The 26,280-nt window shown below is 47.4% G+C and carries 22 protein-coding genes and 1 tRNA gene; 14 read left to right on the forward strand and 9 right to left on the reverse strand.

Features of this window, described 5'->3' with window-relative positions; genetic code table 11:
* Nucleotides 1-16 precede the first annotated feature (16 nt).
* From tatA to ABD031_RS12820, 6 genes are all read right to left on the reverse strand, one after another.
* Complete coding sequence (gene tatA / locus ABD031_RS12795; RefSeq protein ID WP_077353614.1) at nucleotides 17-214, reverse strand: twin-arginine translocase TatA/TatE family subunit; 198 nt, start codon at nucleotides 212-214, stop codon at nucleotides 17-19.
* A 114-nt stretch (nucleotides 215-328) separates the two neighbouring features.
* The gene (locus ABD031_RS12800; RefSeq protein ID WP_343852049.1) at nucleotides 329-1,570 is read right to left on the reverse strand and encodes a murein hydrolase activator EnvC family protein; all 1,242 of its coding nucleotides are present in this window, start codon (nucleotides 1,568-1,570) and stop codon (nucleotides 329-331) included.
* A 5-nt stretch (nucleotides 1,571-1,575) separates the two neighbouring features.
* Nucleotides 1,576-2,313, reverse strand: a complete 738-nt coding sequence (gene lolB1 / locus ABD031_RS12805; RefSeq protein ID WP_343852051.1) for a lipoprotein insertase outer membrane protein LolB1 — start codon at nucleotides 2,311-2,313, stop codon at nucleotides 1,576-1,578.
* A complete protein-coding gene (locus ABD031_RS12810) occupies nucleotides 2,306-4,054 on the reverse strand; it encodes a tetratricopeptide repeat protein (RefSeq protein WP_343852053.1) in 1,749 nt (582 codons plus the stop codon). Before ABD031_RS12810 ends, lolB1 begins: the two co-directional genes overlap by 8 nt.
* A gap of 75 nt (nucleotides 4,055-4,129) precedes the next feature.
* Nucleotides 4,130-5,635, reverse strand: coding sequence for a lipopolysaccharide biosynthesis protein (locus tag ABD031_RS12815; protein WP_343852055.1), 1,506 nt, complete (start codon nucleotides 5,633-5,635; stop codon nucleotides 4,130-4,132).
* 15 nt (nucleotides 5,636-5,650) lie between these two features.
* Nucleotides 5,651-6,436, reverse strand: a complete 786-nt coding sequence (locus ABD031_RS12820) for an enoyl-CoA hydratase/isomerase family protein (RefSeq protein ID WP_343852057.1) — start codon at nucleotides 6,434-6,436, stop codon at nucleotides 5,651-5,653.
* Between the two features lie 213 nt (nucleotides 6,437-6,649).
* Here ABD031_RS12820 and ABD031_RS12825 point away from each other — a divergent pair, with 213 nt between their 5' ends.
* The 6 genes from ABD031_RS12825 to ABD031_RS12850 all read left to right on the forward strand — a co-directional run bounded on the left by ABD031_RS12825 (nucleotide 6,650) and on the right by ABD031_RS12850 (nucleotide 13,558).
* Nucleotides 6,650-8,104, forward strand: a complete 1,455-nt coding sequence (locus ABD031_RS12825) for an NADP-dependent isocitrate dehydrogenase (protein ID WP_343852059.1) — start codon at nucleotides 6,650-6,652, stop codon at nucleotides 8,102-8,104.
* A 169-nt stretch (nucleotides 8,105-8,273) separates the two neighbouring features.
* The gene (locus ABD031_RS12830) at nucleotides 8,274-9,563 is read left to right on the forward strand and encodes a glycosyltransferase family 4 protein (RefSeq protein WP_343852061.1); all 1,290 of its coding nucleotides are present in this window, start codon (nucleotides 8,274-8,276) and stop codon (nucleotides 9,561-9,563) included.
* Nucleotides 9,544-10,632, forward strand: coding sequence for a DegT/DnrJ/EryC1/StrS family aminotransferase (locus ABD031_RS12835; RefSeq protein ID WP_343852063.1), 1,089 nt, complete (start codon nucleotides 9,544-9,546; stop codon nucleotides 10,630-10,632). Before ABD031_RS12830 ends, ABD031_RS12835 begins: the two co-directional genes overlap by 20 nt.
* A gap of 37 nt (nucleotides 10,633-10,669) precedes the next feature.
* On the forward strand, nucleotides 10,670-11,803 hold the full coding sequence (locus ABD031_RS12840) for a DUF819 family protein (protein ID WP_343852065.1): 1,134 nt from the start codon (nucleotides 10,670-10,672) through the stop codon (nucleotides 11,801-11,803).
* Between the two features lie 247 nt (nucleotides 11,804-12,050).
* Complete coding sequence (locus tag ABD031_RS12845) at nucleotides 12,051-12,914, forward strand: bile acid:sodium symporter family protein (protein ID WP_343852067.1); 864 nt, start codon at nucleotides 12,051-12,053, stop codon at nucleotides 12,912-12,914.
* A 125-nt stretch (nucleotides 12,915-13,039) separates the two neighbouring features.
* Entirely contained in the window at nucleotides 13,040-13,558 is a 519-nt protein-coding gene (locus ABD031_RS12850; RefSeq protein ID WP_343852069.1) for a GNAT family N-acetyltransferase, read from the forward strand.
* On the opposite strand, the gene ABD031_RS12855 is transcribed toward ABD031_RS12850, so the two are convergent.
* The gene (locus ABD031_RS12855) at nucleotides 13,555-14,226 is read right to left on the reverse strand and encodes a YiaD family glycine zipper/OmpA-like lipoprotein (protein WP_343852071.1); all 672 of its coding nucleotides are present in this window, start codon (nucleotides 14,224-14,226) and stop codon (nucleotides 13,555-13,557) included. The two genes, ABD031_RS12850 and ABD031_RS12855, sit on opposite strands and share 4 nt — an antisense overlap.
* A gap of 216 nt (nucleotides 14,227-14,442) precedes the next feature.
* Here ABD031_RS12855 and ABD031_RS12860 point away from each other — a divergent pair, with 216 nt between their 5' ends.
* From ABD031_RS12860 to ABD031_RS12870, 3 genes are all read left to right on the forward strand, one after another.
* Entirely contained in the window at nucleotides 14,443-15,681 is a 1,239-nt protein-coding gene (locus tag ABD031_RS12860; protein ID WP_343852073.1) for an alkaline phosphatase family protein, read from the forward strand.
* Nucleotides 15,682-15,685: 4 nt separating this feature from the next.
* The gene (locus tag ABD031_RS12865) at nucleotides 15,686-16,084 is read left to right on the forward strand and encodes a group III truncated hemoglobin (protein WP_343852074.1); all 399 of its coding nucleotides are present in this window, start codon (nucleotides 15,686-15,688) and stop codon (nucleotides 16,082-16,084) included.
* Between the two features lie 178 nt (nucleotides 16,085-16,262).
* Nucleotides 16,263-17,306, forward strand: coding sequence for a hypothetical protein (locus tag ABD031_RS12870; RefSeq protein WP_343852076.1), 1,044 nt, complete (start codon nucleotides 16,263-16,265; stop codon nucleotides 17,304-17,306).
* 488 nt (nucleotides 17,307-17,794) lie between these two features.
* Here ABD031_RS12870 and ABD031_RS12875 read toward each other — a convergent pair whose 3' ends face one another.
* Complete coding sequence (locus ABD031_RS12875) at nucleotides 17,795-18,796, reverse strand: IS110 family RNA-guided transposase (RefSeq protein WP_343852078.1); 1,002 nt, start codon at nucleotides 18,794-18,796, stop codon at nucleotides 17,795-17,797.
* Nucleotides 18,797-19,323: 527 nt separating this feature from the next.
* Nucleotides 19,324-19,397, reverse strand: a tRNA-Asn gene (locus ABD031_RS12880).
* 303 nt (nucleotides 19,398-19,700) lie between these two features.
* On the opposite strand from ABD031_RS12880, the gene ABD031_RS12885 reads away from it, so the two are divergent.
* From ABD031_RS12885 to ctlX, 5 genes are all read left to right on the forward strand, one after another.
* Nucleotides 19,701-20,990, forward strand: a complete 1,290-nt coding sequence (locus tag ABD031_RS12885; RefSeq protein ID WP_343852080.1) for a Gfo/Idh/MocA family protein — start codon at nucleotides 19,701-19,703, stop codon at nucleotides 20,988-20,990.
* A gap of 236 nt (nucleotides 20,991-21,226) precedes the next feature.
* Nucleotides 21,227-21,685 carry a (2Fe-2S)-binding protein gene (locus ABD031_RS12890; RefSeq protein ID WP_343852082.1) on the forward strand — a complete coding sequence of 153 codons (459 nt, stop codon included), beginning with the start codon at nucleotides 21,227-21,229 and terminating at the stop codon, nucleotides 21,683-21,685.
* A gap of 21 nt (nucleotides 21,686-21,706) precedes the next feature.
* Complete coding sequence (locus ABD031_RS12895) at nucleotides 21,707-23,995, forward strand: xanthine dehydrogenase family protein molybdopterin-binding subunit (RefSeq protein WP_343852084.1); 2,289 nt, start codon at nucleotides 21,707-21,709, stop codon at nucleotides 23,993-23,995.
* Between the two features lie 110 nt (nucleotides 23,996-24,105).
* Complete coding sequence (locus ABD031_RS12900) at nucleotides 24,106-24,990, forward strand: hypothetical protein (protein WP_343852086.1); 885 nt, start codon at nucleotides 24,106-24,108, stop codon at nucleotides 24,988-24,990.
* A gap of 3 nt (nucleotides 24,991-24,993) precedes the next feature.
* Nucleotides 24,994-25,938 (forward strand): citrulline utilization hydrolase CtlX, encoded by a 945-nt coding sequence (gene ctlX, locus ABD031_RS12905; RefSeq protein ID WP_343852088.1) that lies wholly within the window; start codon nucleotides 24,994-24,996, stop codon nucleotides 25,936-25,938.
* Nucleotides 25,939-26,280 lie beyond the last annotated feature (342 nt).

Below are 26,280 nucleotides of genomic sequence, written 5' to 3' on the forward strand. Positions count from 1 at the left end.
GTATTGGCTTAAAGGATTACTTCTTCTTGTCTTTCAGCCCATCTTCAAGATCGTTCTGAATCTCTTTGGTAGCGTCTTTGAATTCTCTGATGCCACGACCCAATCCGCGGGCCAATTCAGGGATCCTTTTAGCACCAAACAGCAAGAGGATAACGACGATGATCAACACGATCGAACCTCCGCCCATGTTTTGAATGAAACCTAATGTAGTCATGATGGTGTATTTGTTTAAGGAAATATAGGGTTACAAAGATACACTTGTCACTCTCTTAGCCAAAAATAAGACTATTGACAACTGCTCTTTTTTATGAACATACGATTTTGAACGCTATTTGGATGTAATCCATGTTCCAGGATTCATGATCTGCAGGCCTTTCCAAGTTTGAAAGTGCACTTCGGGTTCACCTTCGGCATTGGTGCCAACCTGGCCGATAACGTCTTTTGCTTTGAGGGTCTGCCCGGTTTTGACGGTGATGTTTTTCAGACGGCTGTACATTGTGTAGTATTCTCCGTGCTTAATGATGACCGTGCCTCCAAAACCGGGCATTGAGGTGATCTTGGTGACCGTTCCGTCAAAGACGGTTCTCACATTCGAATTGGGCTGGGTGCGGATGTCGATGCCGTCATTTTCCAGTGTGATTCCTTTAAGGGTCGGGTGCGGGAACGTGCCGTAGTTTTGTGAGACGAAACCCGTCTCGACTGGCCAAGGCAGTTTACCTTTGTTGCCTGCAAAGGAGTTGGAAAGTGCCGCTGCTTCAGGTGTCATCGGCATACTGGTACCGGCTTTTTTGGTCGTGGTGGTGTTTGCCTTTTTGGCTTCGGCTTCAGCGAGTCGGATTTCATCCTCGATCACCTGCTTGATCATCCTGTTGAGTTGATCTTGCTGTTTTTTTGTTGCGGTGATTTGGCGTTGGATGTCCCGTTCTTTTTTGGAAAGGGTATTGACCACACCTTGCTGGCTTTTTCTAAGTCGTTCGAGTTCCGCTTTTTCTTTTTCCTCCTCTTTGAGCACGACTACTTTGTCAGCTTTTCGCTGATCCAATAACACGCGTTGGTCAGCCAGTTCCAAAGAAAGCTTTTCGATGCGGGCGGCCTGCTCTTTGCGGCTTTCACTATACTGACGCAGGTATTTTAGTCGCATGTATAGCTGGTTGAAATTGCCCGAACTGAATACAAACGCGACGATAGAAAGTCCACGGTTGATTTTCGAAGAGGAATAAATCATCCGGGAATACTCTGCCTTCAGCTCCTTGAGTTGCGACTCCAACTCTGAGATTTTCGTTTCGGTTTCGGAGATTTCTTTGTTGATCAGACGGACCTCACGGTCTAATGTACTGACCAGTCGGTTTTGGGTTTGAAACTGTTGGGTCAGTGCATTCAGCTCGCCAAGTGAGGTTTTTTTATTGGCAGTGGTTTGTTTTAGGATAGCGTCAAACTCCCGGAGCCTGGCTTGAACCTCCGCTTTTTCGCGCTCCAGCTCCTCCCTTGTTTTTGTTGTCTGGGAAAAAGCTTCAGCACTCCAGATGAAAAGCAGTAGAAACAGTAAGATGGTAAATCTATAAATCCGCATGGAAATTAGAATCTGAAAGGAAAGCTTAACGCTTGAGAATTAGGGTCGATGGAGGTCCATTCGATATAAATGATGGTGTTTTGGCTGCCTTCGGGAAGCTGGTAGGCTAGCTTGAATAGCACCTCGGCAGGGAATGGCTGAGAGGATACATCTTGAAATTTCGGGAAACTTGCCAGAACCGAGCCTCGGTCATCCAGGGAGTTGCTTACCAATTCGGAGACCTTGCCATGACTGGTTTCTACTTTGGAAAAGAACCTAGCCTTATCCCGAACCTGCGTCAATTCAAACTTTTTTCCAACTCGCAAAAGTCTATCCTGATAGTCAAACTCAAACGGGATGTTTGCCCAAAGAACGTTTTGGAATAAGTCGAGCGAAAGCTTCAAGCCGTAAAATTGCTCGAATTCTGCATAGGTAAGGTCGATGTCGTCGTGCCCAATCCTGTCTCTGATCTGAATCTTGTCTTGGGTGAAAAAGCCGCGGATAGCTTCCATTCCCATCCCTGGAGACATGGTGAACCATAGAACGCTGTCTTTTTTTGCTCGCAAACTGAGGGTTCCTCTGGTGATCTTCCCAGATTCCTCTTCGATGACAATCTTTGCCTTGGCGCTGAGGTAGTCGTATCGGGCCTGCACCGGTTGGAATTCCTCCATCTGGCCGTCTCCTTCATAGAGCACGACTTTTTTAGCGCAGCCAGCCAAGCCAAAGATCGCGAGTGCCAGCACTCCGGCAAAAAGTCTATTCATGGTATTTTCCGTCTTTTAGTTTTTGTGCAAGCTTGTCAGAGGCTTCCGTGCTTCCTTCCGCTTTTTTCCACCAGGTCATTGCATCAGAAACTTTGCCAAGATGAAAAAGAATGTCGCCATAGTGCTCCAACATGACACCGCTAGGCTCGGGATCGTTACGAATTGCGTCGCTCATGTACTGCGATGCCTCTTCGTAGCTGCCCATCTGAAAGAGCACCCAAGCGTGGGTATCCAAGTAGGTCGAGTTGGTAGGATGTTTCTTCACGACTTTTTCTGACATGGTTCGGGCTTTTTCCAGATCTCGTTTATCCAACGAAAGAAAGTAGGCGTAATTGTTCAATACCTGCTCGTCATTGGGATTGAGGACGAGGGCTTTTTCGAAATAGACAAAGGCAGAGTCTTTTTCTCCCAAGGTATAGTACGAACTGCCCAGAGATCCAAAGGCGACCTGATCCAATTGGGGATTTTTGCCGGCGTTGAGCTGAACGGACTTTGTCAGGGATTGCACTGCAAGAGAATCCTTTTTTGTGGCGGATTTGACCACACCGTCGTAAAACCAAAACTCCGGTGCCTCCGGAAACTCGTCGACCCCCATCGTGGTGAAGGTTTCTATCTCTGTGAAATCTGCATTTTCCCCAAAGGAATTTAGGATCACCTGTTCAAGTAGCGGGCCGTTTTTTGGCTGAATCTGGAGAGATTTTTTGAAAAAATCCATCGCTGCAGGCATGTTACCCTCCTTGCCTCTACGCTCGCCGATGACTTCCTGCACCATAGCATCCGTTGAATTTAACCTAAGCATCAGGGCTTCCATTTCATCCAAAAGCGAATCACGCTGGGAGGTTTGCATCTCGGAAAGCATAGATTTGAAGGTCTTTGCCTTTACTTCTCCGTCCAAATCAGGACTTTGAAATGCTGATATCAGTAGCTGATTGGCTTGGGCGATCTCGCCTTTTTCCTTCAACAGCGTATAGGCCGCCATCTGAAGTTCCGGTTGATTGGGGTACTTTTTGATCTCCCCGTTCACGAGGTCGAGCGCCTGATTGATGCGGGCATTGTTATAGAGGATCTCGACCAGATTTAGCACATAGGCGGGATTTCCGGGAAACGCTTCGATCAGCTTTTCCCCCTCTTTGACTGCATTGGACAGGTCATTTTTCCGAAGGTAAATCCGCTGCTTTTGTACCGTGAATGGCTCTCGGACTCCATAGTATTCCTCCGCGCGATCCAAGACGATGAGTGCTTTGTCAAATTCGTTGGCATTCAGGTAAAGTGATGCCAGGTCTAAATTGTACTGTTGGTTTTTTTCGCTGTCTGAGGTAAGGCGATCGAGTATTTCAGCAGCCTTGAGAGGCTGGTTGAGATTGGTGTAGATCTCCGCCACCATGAGCGAATAATACTTGTTGTCAGGGTCGGCCATTGCAGCTTTTTCGGCAAAGGGAAGTCCTTTTTCCGCCTGATTGGAGCGAACCAAAACCTCCGCGATCTTGTAGCTGATAGCGGGTTCATCAGGGGCCATTTCTAATGCATGTTGGAGGTAGAAATAGGCCTTTTCCAAGTCGCCCAGCACGAGGGCTTTTTCACCTTCGATAAAATACCTGCTGGCTTTGGTTTTGGTTTCCTGCAGTTTAGCTTCTTTTTTGGAAAGATTTTTTTGGGCAAAACATGCGCTATATCCCAGAGAAAGTAGGAAAAGCAGGAATACGAACGGGGTAAATCTCACGGCGAATTTGGAATGCTGCATCAATTCACAAACATAATGCCTTTTGCTCAAATTGGCGGGACTATTTCGTCATTTGCCCGAAAGCTGGGAGAATTCTTAGCGGGACTTTTTTCGCTGAAGGACAGCCAAAACCAAGTTTTTCTCTCGATACCCAAGCCAGGCCAAGAAGACAAGTACAAGGCTGTTTTTTGCAAAAAAATTCAAACCTACCGAACCTAAATCCATGAAAAATCCAGCGTAGCTCAGGCCAAAGGCAATGACCAAGTAGCTGAGATCTCTGCTTGTTTGATAAGGAATGGGAAAGTTTCTCTGTCCATAGTAATAGCACATGCTGGTCATCACCAGGTAACAGATCAAGGTACTGAGGGCTCCGCCCAAATAGCCCAAAACCGGGACCGTGGTGAAGATCACCACCAAGCTGACGACGGCTCCTGCAAGGGTAATCCAGAAGCTATACTTGGTTTGATCGGTGATCTTGAACCAAATCGAAAGATTGAAATAAACTCCCAAAAGCAGGTAGCCCATGAGCAGGATCGGCACGATGAAGAATGCCGTGTCGTATCCCGCTCCCGCGGGAAACAAATAGCCGATCAGGTCGAGATTGACGGAGATGGCAACCATGAGCAGGGAGCAAAAGATAATGAAAGCATGCATCACGTTTGCATAAAGCTGCGGGGAATTTTTGTCCGAGGACTTGCCGAAGAAGAAAGGTTCTGCTGCGTATTTGAAGGCCTGGATGACCAGATTCATCAGGATCGCCAACTTGACACTTGTTCCGAAAATCGCCGCCGCTTCCCGGGGATTCAGACCGGGGTAGAAATTTTCCGGCAGGAGGTATTCGAAAAGAAGTCGGGAAACCAATTCGTTGGTGACTCCAGCCAAACCCATGAAGAGCAGAGGAATGGCGTATTTCCACATCGGTTGGATGATTTCCGTGTCGAGAGAAAAGCTGAAAAACCCTGCTTTCCACCAGATATAAGGGATGATCAAGCCGTTGGCAAAAAGATTGGCGAGCAGGATATACTCAATCCCCCAATTCAGCTGATAGCCGAGCCATCCTTCTTGGAGGTAGCCAGCACTGATCAACTCGGGAATCCAGATGATCAGCAGTAGCGTGAAAAATACGTTGAGTAGCACATTAATCATCTTGGCTCCTGCAAAAGCGAAAGCGCGATTGCTCAGTCGGAGTTTGGCAAAAGGAATAGCCAAGATGGCATCGAAAGACAAAATCAAAGCTGTCCATCGGAACAAGTAAGCTTGGTCAGGATAATTCAGGAGCTCTGAAAGCCAGGGAGCTGCGAGATATAGTCCACCGCCCAAAACCAGCGTGGAAGTGATCAACAGCGATTGGGTGGTGTTATAGACTTTAGCAGGGTCGAGATTTTTTCCTGTGGAAAAGCGGAAAAACGAGGTTTCCATCCCATAAGTGAAGACGATGTTGAGAAACCCGATTAGGGCGTAAATCCCCGTGAATGATCCTACGGCTTCCTTGTTGAGGTAGGAAGTGTAGACGAAGATCATTAAAAAATTAATCGACCTTGCCAGAATGCTGCTCAATCCGTAGATGGCAGTTTGGCCGGCAAGTTTTTTTAGGTTACTCATGCAGGGGCAGAGCGCTTACTCGCCTTTGAAGATTGGTTTTCTTTTTTCCAAAAATGCCGAAGTTCCTTCTTTGTAATCTCCAGACTTGACGCAGCGGGCAAAGCTGTTGGCTTCGGTCTGGTAGCCATTTTCCTCAGAGAGAAATGCTGCATTGACACAATCAACGATCATGCCGATGGCCAATGGCGCTTTGCTCATGATCTTGGCTATGATTTCTTCTGCTTTGTTGAGCGCTTCTGCTTTAGTGGGAAGCACATGGTTTACCAAACCAAGAGATCTGGCTTCTTCCGCACCGATCATATCTCCGGTCATCATGAGTTCATTAGCCTTGCCCCGACCGATCAGATGCGTGAGACGCTGGGTTCCGCCATAGCCCGGGATGATACCCAGATTGACTTCGGGCTGACCGAATTTCGCATTGGCAGTTGCGATCCTCATATGACAGGCCATGGCCAATTCGCAGCCTCCGCCAAGGGTATAGCCGTTGGTCACGGCGATGACTGGCTTGTGGCAATTTTCGATCATAGCGAAGATCTCCTGGCCATTTTCAGCGAATTTACGTGCATTCACTTCGTTAAGCGTGGCGATCTCACTGATGTCCGCACCGGCTATGAAGGCCTTCTCTCCGGCACCGGTGATGATCACTGCTTTGATTGCTTTCCTATCTGCCGCCTCCTCGAAAATTCCCCTCAATTCATCCAAAGTGGCGAAATTGAGTGCGTTCATCTTGTCCTCACGATTGAGTGTCAGATAGAGGACGCCGTTTTTTTCTTCGGTCAGGATATTTTGAAAATCAGCCATAGATGGTTCGGGTGTGGAAAAACAAATATACACCTAGGGGGTACAAAGCAAAATTATCATTACCAGAAATATCCTTTTTGGATTTCGTGGTCAAGTGTTCCCTCTGAAAATTGCCGGTTTCCATCGGGGGAATTAAAAGTGGGATTCCAGTCTGCTTCAGGCATTTTTATTTACTTTTGACTTTTCAGAATATAATCTAAACCTCCTATAAATATGTCTTCCAAGAGAAAAATAACAGTGGCATACGGTGACGGAATCGGCCCGGAAATCATGACGGCTACCCTGAATATCCTCGAAGCTGCAGGCGCGCAACTCGAGTACGATGTAATCGAAATCGGTGAGCAGGTGTACCTCAAAGGGATCAGCTCCGGCATGGATCCCAAGGCCTTCGAGTCTCTCCGCGAAACTAAAGTTTTTCTCAAATCTCCTATCACAACCCCCCAGGGTGGAGGATTCAAGTCACTCAATGTGACGACCAGGACTTCCTTTGGACTTTTTGCCAACGTGAGACCCTGTAAGGCCTATTCTCCTTTCATCAAAACTCACTTTCCAAAGACCGACATGGTCATCATCCGGGAAAATGAAGAAGACCTCTACGCAGGAATTGAGCACAGACAGACGCATGAAGTTGTGCAAAGCCTGAAGTTGATCTCTAAACCGGGTTCGGAGAAAATCATCCGTTACGCATTCGAATACGCAAAAAAATATGGTCGCAAGAAAGTGACCTGCATGACCAAGGACAACATCATGAAGTTGGCCGATGGACTTTTTCACAGGACTTTCGACGAAGTCGCCAAAGAATACCCAGACATCAAAACGGATCACAAGATCATCGATATCGGAACTGCACTCATCGCTGATCGTCCGGAGATGTTTGACGTGATCGTGACGCTCAATCTATACGGCGACATCATCTCTGATGTGGCGGCTCAGGTGACCGGTTCGGTAGGACTCGGTGGCTCTGCGAACGTCGGAGAGGAAGTAGCGATGTTTGAAGCTATCCACGGTTCGGCTCCTGATATTACAGGAATGGGCATCGCCAATCCATCAGGATTGTTGAATGGTGCCATCATGATGCTCGTACATATCGGTCAGCCCGATGCCGCTGAAAAAATCGCCAATGCTTGGATGAAGACTTTGGAAGATGGTATCCATACCGGCGATATCTATCAGGAATCGCTTTCTACCAAGAAGGTGGGCACAGCGGACTTTGCTCAGGCGGTGATCGACCGATTAGGCCAAGTGCCTGCCAATATGAGTCCGGCGTCCTTCGACAAAGAGGACACCAAACCGATGGATGTAAAGCTTCGCCCTGCTACATCGGAGAAAAAGGAATTGATCGGCGTGGATGTGTTTGTGGCTTGGGATCAGGACGGGAGGGATCCGAATGTCTTGGGGGAAAAGCTCCGTGTGGCCAATGCCGACGGACTTCAGCTTCAGCTCATCACCAACCGTGGAGTGAAAGTATTCCCTGCGGGAATGAAAGAAACCTTCTGCACCGACCACTGGAGATGCAGATTCCAGACTTCCGATCAGGCGACAATTAGCCACGGGCAGATCTTGGATCTGCTGAAACAAATCGATGAATTGGGTTTTGAGTTTATCCAAACGTCCAATTTGTACAGCTTTGACGGGAAGCGGGCGTATTCGCTTGCGCAAGGGGAGTAAGGCCTGTTAGTGGTAAGTTGTACCGTTTGTAGGTAGATCGCCCTTGGACTCCGCTCAACCTGACAGTAACATCGAATGTCGAACAATGAATAAGAAGGAGAAGGGAAACTTTCTCCTTTATTTTTGATGCGTTTCCGCTAATTTCAAATCACAAATTTCAAATTGGTTAATGTCCCGACGTGTTCTCATCATCACTTATTACTGGCCGCCGAGTGGAGGTTCTGGCGTGCAACGCTGGCTGAAGTTTGCCAAATACCTGCCCGATTCGGGTTGGGAACCGGTGATCTTTACGCCCGAAAACCCGGATTTTGACCTTCAGGACGAGAGCCTGCAAAAGGAAATTCCCTCGCAGCTGGAAGTGATTAAATTCCCTATTTGGGAGCCTTACCAGCTTTTTTCCAAAGTAAAAGGCAAGACCAAAACCCATCCGGGTCGGCTTCTGGAGCAAAAGGACAGGGGCTTTCTGGAGAAAGCCGCCATCTGGATGCGTGCCAACTTGCTGGTGCCGGATCCCAGGGTTTTTTGGGTGAAACCGTCTGTAAAATTTCTGATCGAGTTGGTGAAAAACGGGCAGTTTCAGGCAGTGATTACGACGGGTCCGCCGCATAGCATGCACCTGATCGGGCTGGAGTTGAAGCGCAAAACAGGCATTCCCTGGATCACTGACTTCCGTGATCCTTGGTCGCAATGGGAGTTTCTGGATCAGCTTCCGATGACGGATGTCATTCGCCGCCGACATCAAAGTTTGGAACAGCAAGTTCTCGGAGAGGCCAATGCGGTGCTGACGATTTCTCCGACTTTTCAGATCGATTTGGAGAAATTAGCCGAACGAAAGATCAACTTGCTTACCAATGGCTACGATCCAACGGATATACCAACGGATTTTTCTCTGAAAGACAAAGAATCTGGAAAGCTGCATTTGGTCTATTCTGGCGTGATTGATTCGATCCGAAATCCGATTCCGATCTTGAAAGCGATGAAGGAGGAGTTTGTCGAGACTGGGGAAGAGGTGAGGATGACTTTTGTGGGGAAGGTATCAGAGCACTTACGGGAGTTTGTGAAGGCGGACGCATGGTTGGTTGAGCGGGTTTTCTTTCCCGGATATGTTTCGCATGGCGAAGTATTTGGTTTTTATGCAAAAGCTGATACTCTGGTATTGATCCTCACTGATACCAAAAATGCCCAGGGAAATATCCCGGGAAAACTGTTCGAGTACTTGGCCACAGGAGTTCCAGTCTTGGCTTTGGGAGATCCTGAGGGAGATTCGGCGAAGATTCTCCAGGAAGCAGGTGGAGGGGAAGTGATCCGTCATGAGGATTTTGTCAAGATCCAGATCGCATTGAGGAAGTTGATGGATGGAAATATCGAAAGGGAATCTGAGGTGAAGATTGACCGGTTTTCCCGCAAGTCATTGACTCAGGATTTGGCTAAAATATTGGATGAACATACCCTTTCTTGATCTGAAGCGCATGGATGGAAGCCTGAAAGAAAGGCTGAAATCCAAATTTTCCGGCGCCTTGGACGCGGGGATTTTTTCCGGAGGAAAGGAAGTGGCAACTTTTGAAGCCTCAATTTCCGGGCTTTTGAATTCCCCCTTTTCGATTTCCTGTGCCAATGGGACGGATGCGCTTGAACTTGCGTTGCGTACTCTGGAGATCGGCCCCGGTGATGAAGTGGTCGTCCCGGCGATGACCTGGGTGTCCACTGCCGAGGCAGTCGTGATGGTGGGAGCAAAACCGGTTTTTTGGGATACGGATGAGACCGGACTAATTCGAGCCGATTGGGAAAAAGCCATTTCTACCAAGACAAAAGTGGTCATTCCTGTTCATCTCTATGGCAAAATGCCGGACATGAAAGCCTTGACCGACAAGGCAAAAAAACACCGAATCGCTGTGATCGAGGATGCAGCACAGGCTTTTGGGTCGGTTCAGGACGGGAAAGCAGCAGGAACTTGGAGCGATGTCGGTTGCCTGAGTTTTTACCCAACCAAAAATCTGGGTGCGCTCGGAGAAGCAGGAATGTGTCTGACCCAAGACGAGCGCATTGCTGAGCGAATCCGCCTTTTGCTCAACCATGGGCAGCCACTGCGGGATCAGCATGTGTTGATCGGTAGAAACAGCAGGGTTGATACGCTTCAGGCGGCTTTTTTGAATGTTTTGTTAGAGGATTTTGAGATAAATCAGGTGAAGCGAAAGGCGATTGCGAGGCGATATCTGTCCGCTTTTGCAGGTATCGACGAATTGATGTTGCCTTCGAGAATTTTGGAAGCCGATCACAATGCGCATCTGTTTGTCGTTCGAACGGAGCGCAGAGATGAGCTGAGGACTTTTCTTGCCCAGAAAGAAATCGGAACGGCTATCCACTATCCGACGATCATTCCTGATCTGAAGCCATTTCAGTCAACTGGAGATTTTACCAATGCCCGCAAACTTGCGAAGACAGGTTTGTCTTTACCGCTGAATCCTTTTTTGAGCGAGGAAGAGATAGCAATTGTGATAAAGGCGATCCTCGCTTTCTTCGAAAAATAGGCTAAGAGATTTGCTTGTTTTTTTCCTATTTTCCCCCATGTCCTTTTCCCAAGACCCTATTTTCATCGCTGGCATCCTGTGTATGGCGGTTTTTTTAGCGCAAGGGCTGACTCGGTTTTCTTGGGGTCGGACTGTCGGATCGGCCATTTGGGTCATTTTAATCTGTGCAGTGATTTCCAATTTTGGGTTGATTCCCAGTGCGATGGATGGAGGTCCGGTTTACGATGGAGTCTTTGTTTATTTGGCTCCGTTGGGGATTTTCATCGCTTTGCTGGAGGTGGATCTGAAAAGTTTGAAAAAAGCTGGTTTGCCGCTACTGTTGATGTTTTTGCTAGGTGCTGCGGGTACGGTGATCGGGGTGATGGTCGCTTGGTTTGTGGTCAATCCCGCAGCTCAGATCGGGGATTTGGCTTCGGCTGTGGCGGGGATGTACACCGGAACCTACATCGGGGGAAGTATTAATTTCAATGCGATTGCGCTGCACTACGAAGTGAATCAAAGCGGAAATCTTTTTGCGGCTACCACCGTCGTAGACAATCTGATCGGAACCCCTTGGATCGTGGCGACCTTGATCTTGCCCAAGTATTTGCAAAAGTTTTATCCCAGAGAAAAACTGGAGTCAGCTCAGTCTGGAGAGAAAATTATAACCTCTGAAGAAATATCCATCGCTTCTTTGGGGATGATTCTTGGGCTGGGGTTGCTGGGAATGGCGGTCAGTAAAGTTTTGGGTTCTTATTTTTCTGATATCCCGGAAATCATCGTCTTGACGACCTTTGCGCTCATATTGGCACAGGTTCCGATGGTGAAGCAGCTGAAGGGAAAGCACACGCTCGGTTTCTTTTTTATCCTGATTTTCCTTGCAGTGATTGGCACGCTGTGCGATGTCGGCGCTTTGGCAGGAGTCGGAGAATTGGCCGGGACACTGATTCTTTTTGTGGGATTGTTGGTGCTGATCCATGGCGCGGTGATCTTTGGCATCGGAGCGCTGTTTAAGATGGATTGGGATGTGATCGCCGTGGCTTCTCAGGCGAATGTGGGCGGAAATACGACGGCGATAGCTGCCGCAGAAAGCCTAAACCGGCCGGATTTGCTGATTCCAGGCGTTCTCGTGGGAAGCCTTGGCAACGCGCTGGGAACCTATGTGGGGTTTGCGGTAGCGGGGTTATTATAGTATCGGGTAGCGGCTCATAGTCATCTTGACGATAGTAGAGATCTTTTCGTCCATAGTCACTCACTTCCAAATTGGAGATAAGCAGTTGGTTTTGCGACCTCAGAAAATGAAACCTCTCCTGACTGTCGAAATGAGTGAAGCGTTCAGCCTCGCTAACGACTATGTGCAGTAGAAAATTGGCCAAACCATAACAAACCCTGCAAAATTCGTCTATTTTCCCAAACAATTCACCCAAACCCCCAACCGCGTGCAAGCAAGTATTATCACTGAGCTGTTCCTGCCCTTAGCTCTGGCCATCATCATGTTTGGCATGGGGCTCAGCCTTACACCAAATGATTTCAAACGAATCCTGATCTATCCCAAAGCGGTGGCCGTCGGTCTGCTCAACCAGATCGTCCTACTCCCCCTAATTGCATTTGGCTTGATTCAGCTCTTTGATCTCCAGCCAGAGTTGGCGGTGGGAGTGATGATCCTGTCCGCCTGTCCGGGAGGTGCCACCTCCAATCTGATCACTCACTTAGCAAAAGGGGATTCTGCACTTTCGATCACGCTGACAGGTTTTTCTTCGATGATCACTGTCTTAAGTATCCCATTTGTCGTGAATTTTTCTCTTCAGTATTTCATGCCCGGGGGAGAAGTTCAGCAACTTAACGTAATCGGAACAGTCATCGCTGTTCTTTTTATCACCGTGATTCCGGTGGCTATCGGGATGGTTATTCTGAAAAAAACACCCGCAATGGCAGCAAGATTGGACAAGCCGTTCAGAAGGATCTCGATCATTTTCTTTGTGGTGATTGTTGTAGCGGCGGTTTTCAAAGAAAGGGAACACATCGTCCATTATTTTATCGAAGCAGGACCAGTAGCATTGGCTCTGAACTTGTGTACACTTGGAGTGGGGTACTTTAGCGGGAGGCTTTTTGGCCTGAGCAGAAAGCAGAGCACGACCGTCTCCATAGAGTCGGGAATCCAGAATGCCACGCTCGGCATCACCGTTGCGGCAACGCTGCTTATGAATCCAGCCATGACGATCCCGCCGGTGATCTACGGCTTGTTGATGTTTGGAAGTGCTGCGTTGATGATCTTTATAGGAAACAGACAGACGTCGGTTTAATTTGTTGCGTTGGCTTTAGCTTGGAAGATGGTGGAAAAAGCCACGTATGAACGAAGTGATTCTGTCGGGAAAACGAGAGGGAAGGTCGATGAAGATTGAATTTTCACTTTAAAAAAACTCATGAAATGGACTCAGTTTCTATTCGAAAAGCAAAAAAAGAAGACCTAGCAGACCTGCTTCATATGGCACGGACAGCATTTTTACAGGGATTTACCGCAGGCAACAAACCCGAGAACGTGGCCGCCTACCTCGACGAAGCATTTACGCTCGAACAGTTTGAAAAGGAAATGAACAACTCGGCCTCGACTTTTTTCCTGGCGGAAAATGAAGAGGAGATTATCGGCTATGTCAAGGTCAATCAGGTTCCGGCGCAGACCGATGTGCATGATCCGGATAGTTTGGAGATTGCCCGTTTGTACATCTTGGAGGATTTTCTGGGAATGGGATTAGGCAAATCGCTTTTGGATATTGCCTTGGACTTTGCGAAGCAAAATCAAAAAAAATACCTCTGGCTGGGCGTGTGGGAGCACAATGCCCGCGCAATACGTTTTTATGAAAAAAATGGCCTCCGAAAATTCGGAAGCCATCCCTTTCCATTTGGCGATGAGATCCAAACAGATTACTTGATGAGAATAGATTTTTAACCGCCCAATTCGCCCTTCTCGGCCATCTTCTGCATTTTTTTGTTAGCGTAGATCGCGACTTCCACCCGACGGTTTTGGGCTCGGGCTTCAGCGCTGGTGTTTGGCACTGCGGGCATTTCCTCTCCGAAAGCTTGGCTGCTCAGTCTCTTGTTATCTACACCGGCGTCACTTAGAAAGTCCGCAACGGTAGATGCCCGCTGTTCGGACAGCGTTTGATTATATTCAGCCGCTCCGGTGTCATCCGTATGGCCTTCGATCAGTATGTTGGTATCCTCGTATTTTTTGAGTGTGGTGGCCAGATTTGTCAGATTGGTCTGAGATGCCACATTGAGCGTGGCTTCATCCACACCGAATAGAATGCCTGAATCGAAAGTGATTTTGATTCCTTCACCGACGCGCTCTACCTTGGCGCCCTTTAGATCCCTTTTCAGCTCTTCGGCCTGTTTGTCCATTTCGTTGCCAATGATAGCGCCGGCGGAACCACCGATGGCTGATCCGACGATGATTCCGGTTGCAGTATTGTTTTTAGAAAGCAAACCGCCGATCACCCCTCCGGCAGCGCCGCCGATAGCGCCTCCTTTGACGGCGTTGCTTGTCTTACAGCTGAGAGTAGCAATGGACAATGTGCAGATCAGCAATAGGCTTAGAATTTTGTTGGTAGTTTTCATAATTTTTGATTTTGCCCGACTAGGGTTGTTGGCAGTATTGATATGGATGTTGCAAAGTCAAGAGGCATGCCATGCTGATTTGACGGTTTTAGGCCTGTTTTAGGCCTTGTGATGGGGAAGATTGCCTCGATTTTTGAGATTTTTCCACAGGTTGAAAGCATTTACAGGAAGGGATTGCTTGGAATAATCGATCGGGGTATTTTTGAAAAAAAAACCATGCGCCGATTTTTGCTTTTTTTCATGGCCTGTGTCACTAGCCAGGATTTGTTGTTTGCACAGGAAAAAGAACCCATCGTCATTTTGATTTCTTTGGACGGGTTTCGCCATGACTACGTGGAGCGATTTCAACCGGAAAACCTCACGAAATTTGTAAAGGAGGGGACGGCAGCCGAGGCTCTGATTCCGTCTTTTCCCAGCAAAACTTTTCCCAATCACTACACCATCGCCACAGGAATGCTGCCCGAGCATCATGGTTTGGTGGACAATTCCTTCTATGAGCCGTTCAAAGATCAGGTCTATGTCATGGGCAATCGTGACATCGTCCAGGACGGCTATTGGTATGGCGGGACTCCGCTGTGGGTTTTGGCGGAAAACAACGGGATGAAAGCGGTGAGCTACTTTTTTGTCGGTTCGGAGGCACCGGTAAATGGAGTCAGACCCAGTGAATATTTTGACTATGATGGTCGGGTTCCAAATCTAACCCGAATCAGTAAGGTCTTTGAGTGGCTGCAACTGCCAGACGCGGAGCGACCGAGGTTTATCGCCTTGTATTTTTCAGACATGGATGATGTCGGTCACGCCTATGGGCCGAGCAACGATGAGAAGCTCAACGAACGACTCACTAAGCTCGATCATGAGTTGGGTGCGCTTTTCGAAGGAATAAGAAGCTTCGATTTGCCCATCAATGTGATCCTGGTATCAGATCATGGGATGGCCGATGTGCCTAAAGACAACCTGATCAATTTGGACGACTTGATGAAAGGAATCGACGCCAGGGTGGTGAACAACGGTGCTTTGGCACATATTCATCTTGCGGATAAGGCTGATCAGCAAGCAGCAATTGACACGATCCGGTCTAGAAGTCCTCATGTGACGATTGACGATTTTGAGAAAAATGAAAATTATACTGATGTCAGCAAGTTTCCGCAGCGTGTCGGGGATTTGCTGATCCTTCCGGAGTTTGGGTACTATCTGGCCGACAATCGCGGGATGATGCGCTATCAAAACCGTGCGGCATTGTTGAAGACAGAGACATTTGGCGAGCATGGATTCAGTCCTCGAAACAAAGAGGTTTGGGGGATTTTCTACGCCAATGGACCTCAAATTAAATCTGACAACTCTATCGAGCCATTTCAAAACATCCATATTTATCCGCTGATCTGCCAGATTTTGGGGCTTCCGATACCGGAGGGGACAGATGGGGAAGTAGATGTCTTAGCGCCGATTTTGAAGTAGCACTATGGGAAAAAAGACGATAAGCAGTCGGGAAGATGTGGACTTTTTAGTTCGGCAGTTTTATGACAAGGTGCGCGAGCATGCCACTTTGGGGCCGATTTTCAATGGGGTCGTGGAGGACTGGGAGCATCATCTGATTCACCTGTCAGACTTTTGGGAGATGATTCTGCTGCAGACCGGGCCTGGGCGTGGGAGGTTTAATCCTACCAAAGTCCATCAGGAAGTCGATGCCAAGGTGGAACACCAGATCTCCCAGGTTCATTTTGGCAACTGGCTGGAACTCTGGTTTGCGACCATCGACGAGTTTTTTGTTGGGGAGAATGCCACCTACGCAAAGGAACACGCGCGGAGGATGGCGCATATGCTTTTTATGAGAATTTGGGAAGCCAGACCCAGAGCCTGACCCCTTCGAGTAGCAATCTTTGCTGCTGGCAGTTTCTTTCGATGGTTTCTTAGTTTATATTGAGTAGCCTTTTCGTCAGGCCACTTCGGAATTAGAGGATTGCAAGCCAAACCTTAGCTTGGACGAGAACTCAGAATGATAGTGCTAACCCATACCCAAATCCTAACGCCAGATTCATATGAGAAATCGCTCCTTTGTCCAACCCGTGTTTTTGATACTTTTTCTAACGCTATTGTCGGATGTATATGGTCAGGGCGGACTATTTGAGGCCAAAGAACCGATGGCAATTGAGATGAGTTTTTCGATCAAACAACTCAAGACCGAAACGAACGATTCCACATTTATAGATTCCCAAATGATTGTTGAGTCCGCGAATGGGCAAAAGGATACGCTGGACATTGAGATACGTGTCCGGGGGAATTTTAGACTGGAAAACTGCTTTTATCCTCCCATGCGCGTAAAGATGAAAAAGAAGGAGGCGGCAAATACGGTTTTCAAGGGGGATCGAAATCTAAAGCTGGTTTTGCCTTGCTCCAAAGCCAAGAATGCAGGTAATTACTTGGGAAGGGAATACCTGGCCTATCAACTGTATGAGGATATAACAGAATATACTTTTCAGACGCGCCCGCTTAGGGTTACGCTGACCGATACTGACAGCAAAAAAGCTGAATCGGTAGAGTTGTTGGGGTTTTTTATTGAGGATGACGATGATGTCGCGGATAGGTTTGGTGGCAAAATTCTTGACGACAAAAAGATAATTCCTACACTGATGGAGGATTCTGCTACCGTAAGACATGACTTCTTCCAACTGATGATCGGAAATACAGACTGGTCTGGACTTTTTCAACATAATGAAAAAGTCATGATGCTGGACGATAAGACCATCGTGCCGCTTGCCTATGATTTTGACATGACTGGATTGGTCAATCCGCCCTATGCCCAAGTCAATAGAAATATCGGTGTCGAGCGGGTGACAGACCGGCTGTATCGGGGGTTTTGCAGAGATCCGGCGCTTCTTCAAGCCATCAGAGCAGAAATATTGGCTAAGGAAAATCAAATCTCGGAGACCATCGAAAAGAATTCCGTTTACTTTGGGGAGTCGGACGCCAAAGCGTGTAAACTATATATTAATGATTTTTTTGATATTCTGAAGTCGGATCGATTGTTTGAATACAATGTGCTGAACGCCTGTCGCTCAAATAGCGCGGCACAGACGTTTTAGCATGTTTTTTGCATTTTTTACTAAAAACCAGAAATCGGCCCAAGCTCTTTGCGAAAATTGAGAATTGATTGCTCAGTTCTGCAAAGAGCTATTGTTTTGCCATAAATCCGATGCCTTCCTATCTGGGCGTAGTTGGTGGTTTTAAGATGACTTGAGTTAACTTTCCTATGTTCTTTTGAAACGACAAAAGAGAAAGACATAAAGGGTGATTTTTTAAGCAACTTATTTTTTCACAACTCAACTGCAAGAAAAGGGAGTCCGCTCCGTTGCATTCAGATTTTTAGACATTTTTTAATCTTTTAGCTTTTCCCCAAATTGACCGATCGCTAAGTTGCTAGCCTTAGCAGCGATTTTCTCGAAACCTAAAACGCCACTCATTTCTACTCAAAACAAAAAGTCCTGCATTGCTGCAAGGATTTTGCTTCGCACACCTGCGGGACAGAATTGACCCACTCGTGCGGAACTCTGACCTACCGATATCTTATGGATTAGGCAAGGGTTATTTGATAGTTTTTTTCATTAATTCTATTGTCACGGATTAAGGCAAAAATTCTGTTGATCAGTTTAGCTCTTACAGCATTGATAACTGTCATTTTATTCTTGCCTTCAGCCACTTTTCTATCAAAGTAGTCCTTGAATTCGCCTTTCATTTTTATTGCTGAGAGTGCAGCCATATGGAACAGTTTCTTGAGTTCCATATTTGCCCTGAAGGAAACTTTGCGCCTGGACCGTTGGCTCGTTCCTGATTCAAAGGAAAATGGGGCTACGCCTGCATGGCAGGCGAATTTCCTTCCTGAATAGAACTTGGTGAAGGCACTTGTCGCCAGAATAGTGTGGATGGCAACTTGGTCGCCGATTCCATCTATCGAAGTGAGTATGGCTTTTTGGTTTGTCAGTGTTTCGCTGGATTCCAATAGGGATTTGATCTGCACATCGATTTCCTTGATCAACTTAGTCAAGGAGTCTACCTGCTTCTTTAAACGTTTGCTTCTGGCCTTGTAAAGGGCTTCATCCATAAATCCTTTCAGGTCTTTTAGCTGAGTCTTATACTTCGCTCTTTCTTTGATAAATAACTCTCGTTCAGCAGATAGTGATCTAACAGATTCTAAGGTATAATCTTCAATCACTTGAATTTTAGCCTTATCCTGATGCCTCCGGGTATACTCAGCAATCCGAATGGCATCCACCTTATCATTCTTGTATCGGGTTACTCCTGATCGTTGCTTTATTTCAGCGCCGCTTTCCAGCCACAACGAATAGCCTTCTTCCAGACATACTTTACGTAATGGATAGCAATAATGCCCTGTGAACTCTGCACAGATCAAGGAATTAGGTAGGTCTATCTGCTTGGATATTTTCTTGAAAAACCGCTTAATCGATACTGGTTTGTTTTCGATTTTGAAACTTTCCCCTTCGGCATCCTGGTTCAGAAAAGCAATATCCAAGGTTAATTTGCTTACATCGATTCCAATAAATAATTCAAATTGCATACTTTCGTTGTTAGATAATTGAAGTAAAGAACCGTTACCTAATAACCTTAACAGGTTTGACTGATATCTTATACAGGTCTTGGTTCTTGAAACCTGTCAGTCCCGAATATCAGGTTAGATCTCTTACATCTAAAGCTATCGCTGGGTCGCTGACAGGGCTTCAATTATACTTCAAAACCTTACATTTTTCAACCTATCAAACCTAAGGTAGTTATCGGGATGAGCTAAGATGCTGTAGGAGATTAGTTCTGGATCAATTGGTTTTTCGACGAAGTGACTGGACTTTTGTGTTTTTGATGAACGATTCGATCGTCATGGCTTCACCCCGACCACCTTCAATTCCCAAGACTGTTTTTAATTGACATTGCCGGTGGTTTGAGGTGTATTTGAAAAGAAACTCCTCGTTATGCTCGATCAGTCTTTGCCAGAGATTGTTGGATTGACCGAACTAGTGCGAAAAAAGGATTTTGATGTAAAAAGTTATATCCTTAAAATGCAAAAAGCCACACATCTCTGCGTGGCTTTTGCTCCCCCTCTAGGGCTTGAACCTAGGACCCCATGATTAACAGTCATGTGCTCTAACCAACTGAGCTAAGGAGGAATTTGATGTCTTTTCGATTGTCCCTTTTGGAAATCGTGTTGCAAATGTAGGTGCATCGCCTTTTTATTCCAAATCGGTTTCTGAAAAAATCTTTATTTTCGTCCTTTCTGGCCCTTTTCTGATTCTGATTCAGGGACTTATTTTTTGGGGAATTTCTTGAGATATCAGCAATACCGCTTGGTAATCCTTAAATTCTGAAAAAAGGGTGGAAACGAAGTCGCAAAATCGGAGACTTCACAATCCCAAACACTATTGCCATTTCGGGCATTTTTCCCTAACTACATGTCGTAACCTCCCACACCCATGAATTTATCGCTCAACCGCCGGGATTTTCTCCGATACTCCGTTCTGACTACGCTTGGACTGCAATTCTTACCCTACGCGGGGCTCCGGGCCGCATCGTCTGACCGGGTTCGGATCGCCCATATCGGCTTGGGAGGGATGGGGCTTTCGCATCTCAACTGGTTTGCCAATCTTCCGGAGGCCGAGATTGTAGCACTTTGCGATGTCGATATCAATCGGGCAAATGAAGCTTTGATTGCACTGAAAAAAATCCATCCGGATACCAAAGCGCAGGTTTATCAGGATTTTAGAAAAGTCTTGGAAAGGTCTGATATCGATGCCGTGACCATTGCCACGCCAGACCATTGGCATGCTCAGATTGCAATCTTGGCTTTCCAAGCTGGCAAAGACGTCTATGGCGAAAAGCCGCTTTCCTATTCGCTCCGAGAAGGGCAACTGATGCTGAAAGCTCAAGAGGAAACCGGGAAGATATTCCAGCTTGGAACGCAAATTCATGCGGGAGACAATTACCATCGGGTAGCCGAGCTTATCCAGTCCGGAGAGTTGGGTAAAATCAAAACCATCCGACTTTGGAAAACAGGCGAACCACCTCTGATTCCTTCGCTTACCTACCAGGCGCCTCCTCCCAATCTGGATTGGGATATGTGGCTAGGTCCGGCGCCTTTGTCAGACTATGCACCGGAAAAATGCCATTTCAACTATCGTTACTTTATGGAATATTCTGGAGGGTTTTTTCAGGACTTCTGGTGCCACATTGCAGACGTGGTCTGGATGTCCATGCCTCCGAGTGGCTTGAGCCGTATTTCGGCAAACGGTGAAAGGTCGGAGGGAGTAGGGGACACCCCTAAATGGATTGATGTTGACTTCAAGTTTAAGGGGCTGGACCTGCACTGGACGACCAATGCACCGGATGTGCCCGGAGCAAAAGAAAGAGGAATCGGTGCCTTTTTCGAGGGAAGTAAGGGGACTTTGATCTGCGACTATGGCACCCGGGAAATACGGATCAATGGGCAGGTAATGGAGGATATTCCAGAAATCCCAAAAACCATCCCACGGTCACCCGGACATCAACAGAACTTTCTCGATGCAGTGAAATCCCGCTCACAGCCTGAATCCAACCTCAGATATGCAAGAGAGATGACCTTGCCGATGCATTTGGCCTTGACATCCTTTAAGCTGAAAAGCTCCTTGAAATGGAATTCGAAAACGGAGACTTTCAAAAACAATTCTGAAGCGGAAGCAACACTGTGGAGACCTTATCGGGAAAAATGGAATTTGATTGGAGCTTAGGAATTCAAACACTTGGAATGAAAATAGGATTGATTTTCGAACCTATGATTGTGAGAAATTGAAGAAACAAAGCCCTTCGCGCAACTTGGATCCACTGGTTTTCTGTCTGAATGGTGCTTCAATATAGGGGGGGGTGGCTCATGCAAGCTTGGCTTTTTACGAGAACTGATTATTTCTAAACTTATGATTTAGAGTCCTCTCTTTTTTATAACTTAAAAAATTCAATTTATAAATCTATGGAAAACTACAAACTCTCGATTAACGGTAAAACCCAAGAGGTCACCGCGTCCGAGGATATGCCCCTGCTGTGGGTGATCCGGGATTTATTGGATATGAAAGGTACTAAGTTTGGCTGTGGGCAGGCACTATGCGGAGCCTGCACGGTTCACTTGGACGGAGAAGCGGTGAGGTCTTGCAGCTTGCCGATCTCCGAGGTGGGTGCGGGTAAGATAACTACCATCGAGGGACTTTCCGAAGACGGAAGCCATCCCTTGCAAAAAGCTTGGGTCGAGCATGTCGTTCCACAATGTGGCTACTGCCAATCTGGTCAGATCATGAACGCGGCAGCTTTGTTGACCAAAAATCCAAGCCCCTCAGAAGCCGATATTGAAGCTGCAATGGAGGGGAACCTCTGTCGCTGCGGTACCTACAATCGAATCAAAGACGCTATCGTCACTGCCTCCCAATCGCTTTAACATCCCAAAATCAGCAAAATCATGATGCCAAAATTGCCATTTTTGAATAAGCAGAAGTCAACAGCTTCCACCGCTGATCGCAGTGAGATCTATCGAGCGTCAAGAAGGGACTTCCTAAAAATCGGATCACTTGCCGCAGGAGGTTTTGTGTTGGGGATCAATTTCCAATGCAGCGGGCCAAAAGGGGAGCTGATCACCTTTGCTCCCAACGTGTTCGTCAGCATCGGCTCGGATAACATCGTGACCATCGTGGCACATCGCTCCGAAATGGGCACCGGAATCCGAACGTCCCTGCCGATGATCGTGGCCGATGAGCTCGGGGCTGACTGGAGTCTGGTGAAGATCGTGCAGGCCGAAGGAGACGAGGATAAGTACGGCAACCAAAACACGGATGGTTCTTTTTCGATTCGGATGTTTTACGAGCCGATGAAAAAAGCCGGAGCCGCAGCCCGACAAATGCTGGTGAAAGCTGCTGCAGCAGAATGGAAGGTAGATCCCTCCGAATGCGATACCGAAGCCAGCCATGTCATCCTGAAGGGCGGGAGCAAGAAAATTCCGTTTGGTGACTTGGTCTCACAGATTCAGACGATGGAATTGCCCAAGGATGAAGAGCTCGTGATGAAGGATTTCTCGGCTTACAAGCTCGTAGGGAAGGACGTTCCGATATATGACCTAAAGGATATCGCGACGGGTAAAGCTGTCTTCGGCGCAGATGTAAATCTGCCAAATATGTTGATCGCGGTGGTTCGCCGCAGTCCTGTGGTTGGTGCAAAAGTCATTTCGTTCAACGATGAAAAAGCCCTGGCGATCCCGGGTGTCAAAAAGGTGGTGAAGATAGAAGGCGGAGGCGATCCACCTCCTCTGGATCAGCCATTAGAGGGAATCGCCGTTTTGGCCGAAAACACTTGGGCTGCGATCAAAGGCAGTGAGGCGCTGGAAGTTGAGTGGGATTTGGGAGTCAATCAATCTTATAATTCCGCAGCGCAACTCCAGGAAATGGTAAAAAGCACGGCGAAGTCAGGCACGGTAAAAAGAGAGCGCGGCGACTTTAGCCAAGCGAAAGCCTCTGCCGGAAAAACATTTGAAAAAACCTATCTAGCTCCGTTCTATGCACACGCCACCGTCGAGCCTCCTGCTGCTATTGCTGATGTCAAAGCCGACGGTTCGGTAGAGATTTGGGCTCCAAGCCAGCATCCCCAATGGGCAAAAGGTGCGGTTGCTGGTGCTTTGGGAGTTGATGTCACTAAAGTGAGAATTAACGTGACGTTATTGGGTGGAGGTTTTGGGCGAAAATCCAAGCCTGACTATGTGGTGGAGGCAGCGCTCCTTTCCAAAGCTGCTGGTGTGCCCGTCCGTGTCCAGTGGACGAGATCTTGCGACCTGCACCATGATTTTTACCATTCTCATAGTGCTCAGCGAATCGTGGCCACCTTGGATGCGGCTGGAAATCTTACGGGTTGGAATCATCACACGGTGTTCCCTGCTATCGGGTCGGGACTCACAGCAGCGCCCCCTTCAGACGGAGAGTTGGATTTGGGTTGCCGTGATTTTCCCTATGATGTTCCTAATATTCGCATCGAATCCCACGAATCGACAGCACATACCCGCATTGGTTGGTTGCGATCAGTGAGCAATATTCACCATGCCTTTGCGACCAGTTCGATGCTGGACGAGATCGCGGAATCCAAGGGGTTAGATCCCGTCGAGCAGGCAATTCAACTCTTGGGAGAAGACAGGGATCTGGTTTTTGCTGGGGAAATGGTCGGTGACTATGGCAACTATGGGGAGAAGATCGAAGATTTCCCCTGGAGTACGGGCCGGATGAAAAAGGTGATAGAGACCGTCGCTGAAAAGTCAAATTGGAAGGCCAATCTTGCTGCAGGCAAGGCGATTGGTTTTGCAGCGCACAAGAGCTTCCTGACTTATGTGGCTTGCGTGGTGACGGTGGAAAAAGATGCAGCAGGTAATCTCGTTATTCCGGAGGTTCACTACGCAGTAGATTGCGGCATTCCGGTGAATACAGATCGCATTCGCTCTCAGTTTGAGGGAGGAGCACAGTTTGCCACCAGTTTGGCGACGACCTCGGCGATTACTTTGGAAAATGGCAAGGTGGTTCAAAATAACTTTGACACCTATCAGATCATTCGTATGCCTCAGGCTCCCAAAAAGATCCACGTCCACATCATTCCAAGTATGGAAAAGCCCACCGGAGTTGGAGAGCCTCCAGTTCCGCCGTTCATTCCGGCCCTTGCCAATGCGGTGTATAAGCTGACTGGGAAGCGAAACTATGAATTGCCTATTAAAGCATAGCGAGGTTTAACTGCAATATTCTAGAATATTCAAGCGGCCGTCCGAGATTTTCGGGCGGCTTTTTTCTTGCGGTTTCGGCCACCTGATGATTCCTATTTGTACTTTTAGCCATGCAAATCACCCGATTCATTGTTCTGATTTTAACCTTGGTTGGATTTCAATCGTCCTCTATTTTCGCGCAGCTGATTGCTGAGAAGGATCCTTCTCCTGTGTCAGGTATTCGAGTGAAAACCATTGACAATCCGATTTTGGAGGAAATGAGTGGTTTGGCTTTTTCAAAAAATCATCCAGATAAGTTCTACACACATACCGATAGCGGGGGTGAGGCAGCAGTATATGTTTTGGATTCCCTGGGGAGTGAGTTGGGGAAAATCACGCTAGAAGGAGTCGAAAACCGGGATTGGGAGGATATCGCAGTAGGCCTGGGGCCGGGAGGCAAATCGTACGTTTATGTTGCCGAAATTGGCGACAATCTCGGGATACATCAGTCAGTACAGCTTTTTAGATTTCCGGAGCCGGAGTCCTGTACCAAAGAACAGTCGACAAAGCCCGAGATTTTAACCTTCACTTATCCTGAAGGACCTCGGGATGCGGAGAGTTTTTTCGTGGATCCTATCTCTGGGGACTTATACATCGTGTCCAAAAGAGACAAGAACAACACGCTTTTTCGCCTCCGATCTGATGATTTTGGGAAAGCTGATGTGGTCGCAAAGGAGTTGGTTAAGCTGCCGTTTACCAGTGCGACAGCGGCGGATATCAGTCAGGATGGGAGCAAGATCCTGATCAAAAATTACTTTACCGTTTACTACTGGGAGCGCGATAAGGGACAGTCTGTTGCAGAGGCTTTGTCCGAAGATCCCAAGGAACTTCCTTATGTGCCGGAGCCTCAGGGTGAGGCTATCGGGTTTAGACCAGACGGGAAGGCCTACTTTACGATCAGCGAAAAGCGATTTGACATCGACCCGATCCTGTACCTCTACCTTTTAACGGACTAGCGCATGCAAACCACCGATACAATCCTTATGGTTCGGCCCGCCAACTTTGGGTTCAATGCTGAGACTGCTGAGAATAATTTTTACCAAAAAAAAGACGGGAGGGCTGAAGACGAAATTCGGGAATTGGCGCGGAAAGAGTTCGATGGGTTTGTCGCCCTACTAAAAGATCAGCGGGTGAATGTTGTCGTGGTGGGAGACTCGAAAAATCCCGCCAAGCCAGACGCGGTGTTTCCCAACAACTGGTTTAGCACCCATGCTGACGGGAAACTGATCTTGTATCCCATGTTTTCCACGATCAGGCGACAGGAGCGTAGAAAGGACATTGTCGAGGGGCTGATTCACTCGGGTTTCAAGGTGAACGAGATCCTTGATCTTAGTTTTTTTGAAGATAGCGGGCAATTCCTGGAGGGCACAGGCAGCATGGTTTTGGATCACGAAGCGAAAGTGATTTTTGCATGTTTCTCCCCGAGGACGCACCGCGTACCGCTAGACTATCTCGCCAAATTATTGGGCTACAAGGTCATTGGGTTTCGTGCCGAGCAAGAGGTCAATGGAAAGTTGGGTCCGATCTATCATACGAATGTGATGATGCATATTGGAACCGATTTGGCGGTGGTGTGCCTGGATAGCATCCGCAAAGCTTCAGAAAAGCAGCGAGTACAGGAAACATTGACTAGGTCTGGCAAGAAGGTAATTCCGATCACTCTGAAGCAAAAATCCAGCTTTGCCGGAAACATGCTGGAAGTGAGCAATGACGGTGGAGAAAAGTTTACCGTAATGTCACTGGCGGCATTGGAGTCACTAAACGTGGGGCAAATTCAGTCCATCGAGCGCTATACTACGATCATCAGCCCTTCTATTCCGACCATCGAGAAGATTGGCGGTGGAAGCGCAAGGTGTATGATGGCTGAGATTTTTCTACCGGGAGGGAGGATGACAGCGGGTTGATGTACTTTTAGGTTATTTGAACATCGCTGTTTTGGATTGAAGGTTTTGCTCCTATGAGTGTCTCTCCTTCACAGGTGTATTGGGCCTAAATAAGAACACCGAGTGAAAGGAGGTTATTGGGCGCCGGTACCTCACATTGAAGTTCCGGTGACTGGTATAGCTTAAACCTCGATTCTCTCTCCGCTTGTTGTGAATAATCTTTCCATATCTCGCTGCCTTTGCTATTATTTTTCCCTAGTTTAAATCCCTTACCAGATAAGAGAGTGTTCAATTAAGTGTGTCTGCTAAATTCACAACAAATGAAAAAAAGACAGACAATTGAGGATTTGTTAAATGATCCCA

The sequence above is a fragment of the Algoriphagus jejuensis genome, assembly GCF_039523455.1.
Lineage (GTDB): Bacteria > Bacteroidota > Bacteroidia > Cytophagales > Cyclobacteriaceae > Algoriphagus > Algoriphagus jejuensis.

What these genes read in the sequence shown, in the direction of transcription:
- tatA (WP_077353614.1), bottom strand. Translation starts at nt 214, where the DNA reads ATGACTACATTAGGTTTCATTCAAAACATGGGCGGAGGTTCGATCGTG.
- ABD031_RS12800 (WP_343852049.1), bottom strand. Translation starts at nt 1,570, where the DNA reads ATGCGGATTTATAGATTTACCATCTTACTGTTTCTACTGCTTTTCATC.
- lolB1 (WP_343852051.1), bottom strand. Translation starts at nt 2,313, where the DNA reads ATGAATAGACTTTTTGCCGGAGTGCTGGCACTCGCGATCTTTGGCTTG.
- ABD031_RS12810 (WP_343852053.1), bottom strand. Translation starts at nt 4,054, where the DNA reads ATGCAGCATTCCAAATTCGCCGTGAGATTTACCCCGTTCGTATTCCTG.
- ABD031_RS12815 (WP_343852055.1), bottom strand. Translation starts at nt 5,635, where the DNA reads ATGAGTAACCTAAAAAAACTTGCCGGCCAAACTGCCATCTACGGATTG.
- ABD031_RS12820 (WP_343852057.1), bottom strand. Translation starts at nt 6,436, where the DNA reads ATGGCTGATTTTCAAAATATCCTGACCGAAGAAAAAAACGGCGTCCTC.
- ABD031_RS12825 (WP_343852059.1), top strand. Translation starts at nt 6,650, where the DNA reads ATGTCTTCCAAGAGAAAAATAACAGTGGCATACGGTGACGGAATCGGC.
- ABD031_RS12830 (WP_343852061.1), top strand. Translation starts at nt 8,274, where the DNA reads ATGTCCCGACGTGTTCTCATCATCACTTATTACTGGCCGCCGAGTGGA.
- ABD031_RS12835 (WP_343852063.1), top strand. Translation starts at nt 9,544, where the DNA reads ATGAACATACCCTTTCTTGATCTGAAGCGCATGGATGGAAGCCTGAAA.
- ABD031_RS12840 (WP_343852065.1), top strand. Translation starts at nt 10,670, where the DNA reads ATGTCCTTTTCCCAAGACCCTATTTTCATCGCTGGCATCCTGTGTATG.
- ABD031_RS12850 (WP_343852069.1), top strand. Translation starts at nt 13,040, where the DNA reads ATGGACTCAGTTTCTATTCGAAAAGCAAAAAAAGAAGACCTAGCAGAC.
- ABD031_RS12855 (WP_343852071.1), bottom strand. Translation starts at nt 14,226, where the DNA reads ATGAAAACTACCAACAAAATTCTAAGCCTATTGCTGATCTGCACATTG.
- ABD031_RS12860 (WP_343852073.1), top strand. Translation starts at nt 14,443, where the DNA reads ATGCGCCGATTTTTGCTTTTTTTCATGGCCTGTGTCACTAGCCAGGAT.
- ABD031_RS12865 (WP_343852074.1), top strand. Translation starts at nt 15,686, where the DNA reads ATGGGAAAAAAGACGATAAGCAGTCGGGAAGATGTGGACTTTTTAGTT.
- ABD031_RS12870 (WP_343852076.1), top strand. Translation starts at nt 16,263, where the DNA reads ATGAGAAATCGCTCCTTTGTCCAACCCGTGTTTTTGATACTTTTTCTA.
- ABD031_RS12875 (WP_343852078.1), bottom strand. Translation starts at nt 18,796, where the DNA reads ATGCAATTTGAATTATTTATTGGAATCGATGTAAGCAAATTAACCTTG.
- ABD031_RS12885 (WP_343852080.1), top strand. Translation starts at nt 19,701, where the DNA reads ATGAATTTATCGCTCAACCGCCGGGATTTTCTCCGATACTCCGTTCTG.
- ABD031_RS12890 (WP_343852082.1), top strand. Translation starts at nt 21,227, where the DNA reads ATGGAAAACTACAAACTCTCGATTAACGGTAAAACCCAAGAGGTCACC.
- ABD031_RS12895 (WP_343852084.1), top strand. Translation starts at nt 21,707, where the DNA reads ATGATGCCAAAATTGCCATTTTTGAATAAGCAGAAGTCAACAGCTTCC.
- ABD031_RS12900 (WP_343852086.1), top strand. Translation starts at nt 24,106, where the DNA reads ATGCAAATCACCCGATTCATTGTTCTGATTTTAACCTTGGTTGGATTT.
- ctlX (WP_343852088.1), top strand. Translation starts at nt 24,994, where the DNA reads ATGCAAACCACCGATACAATCCTTATGGTTCGGCCCGCCAACTTTGGG.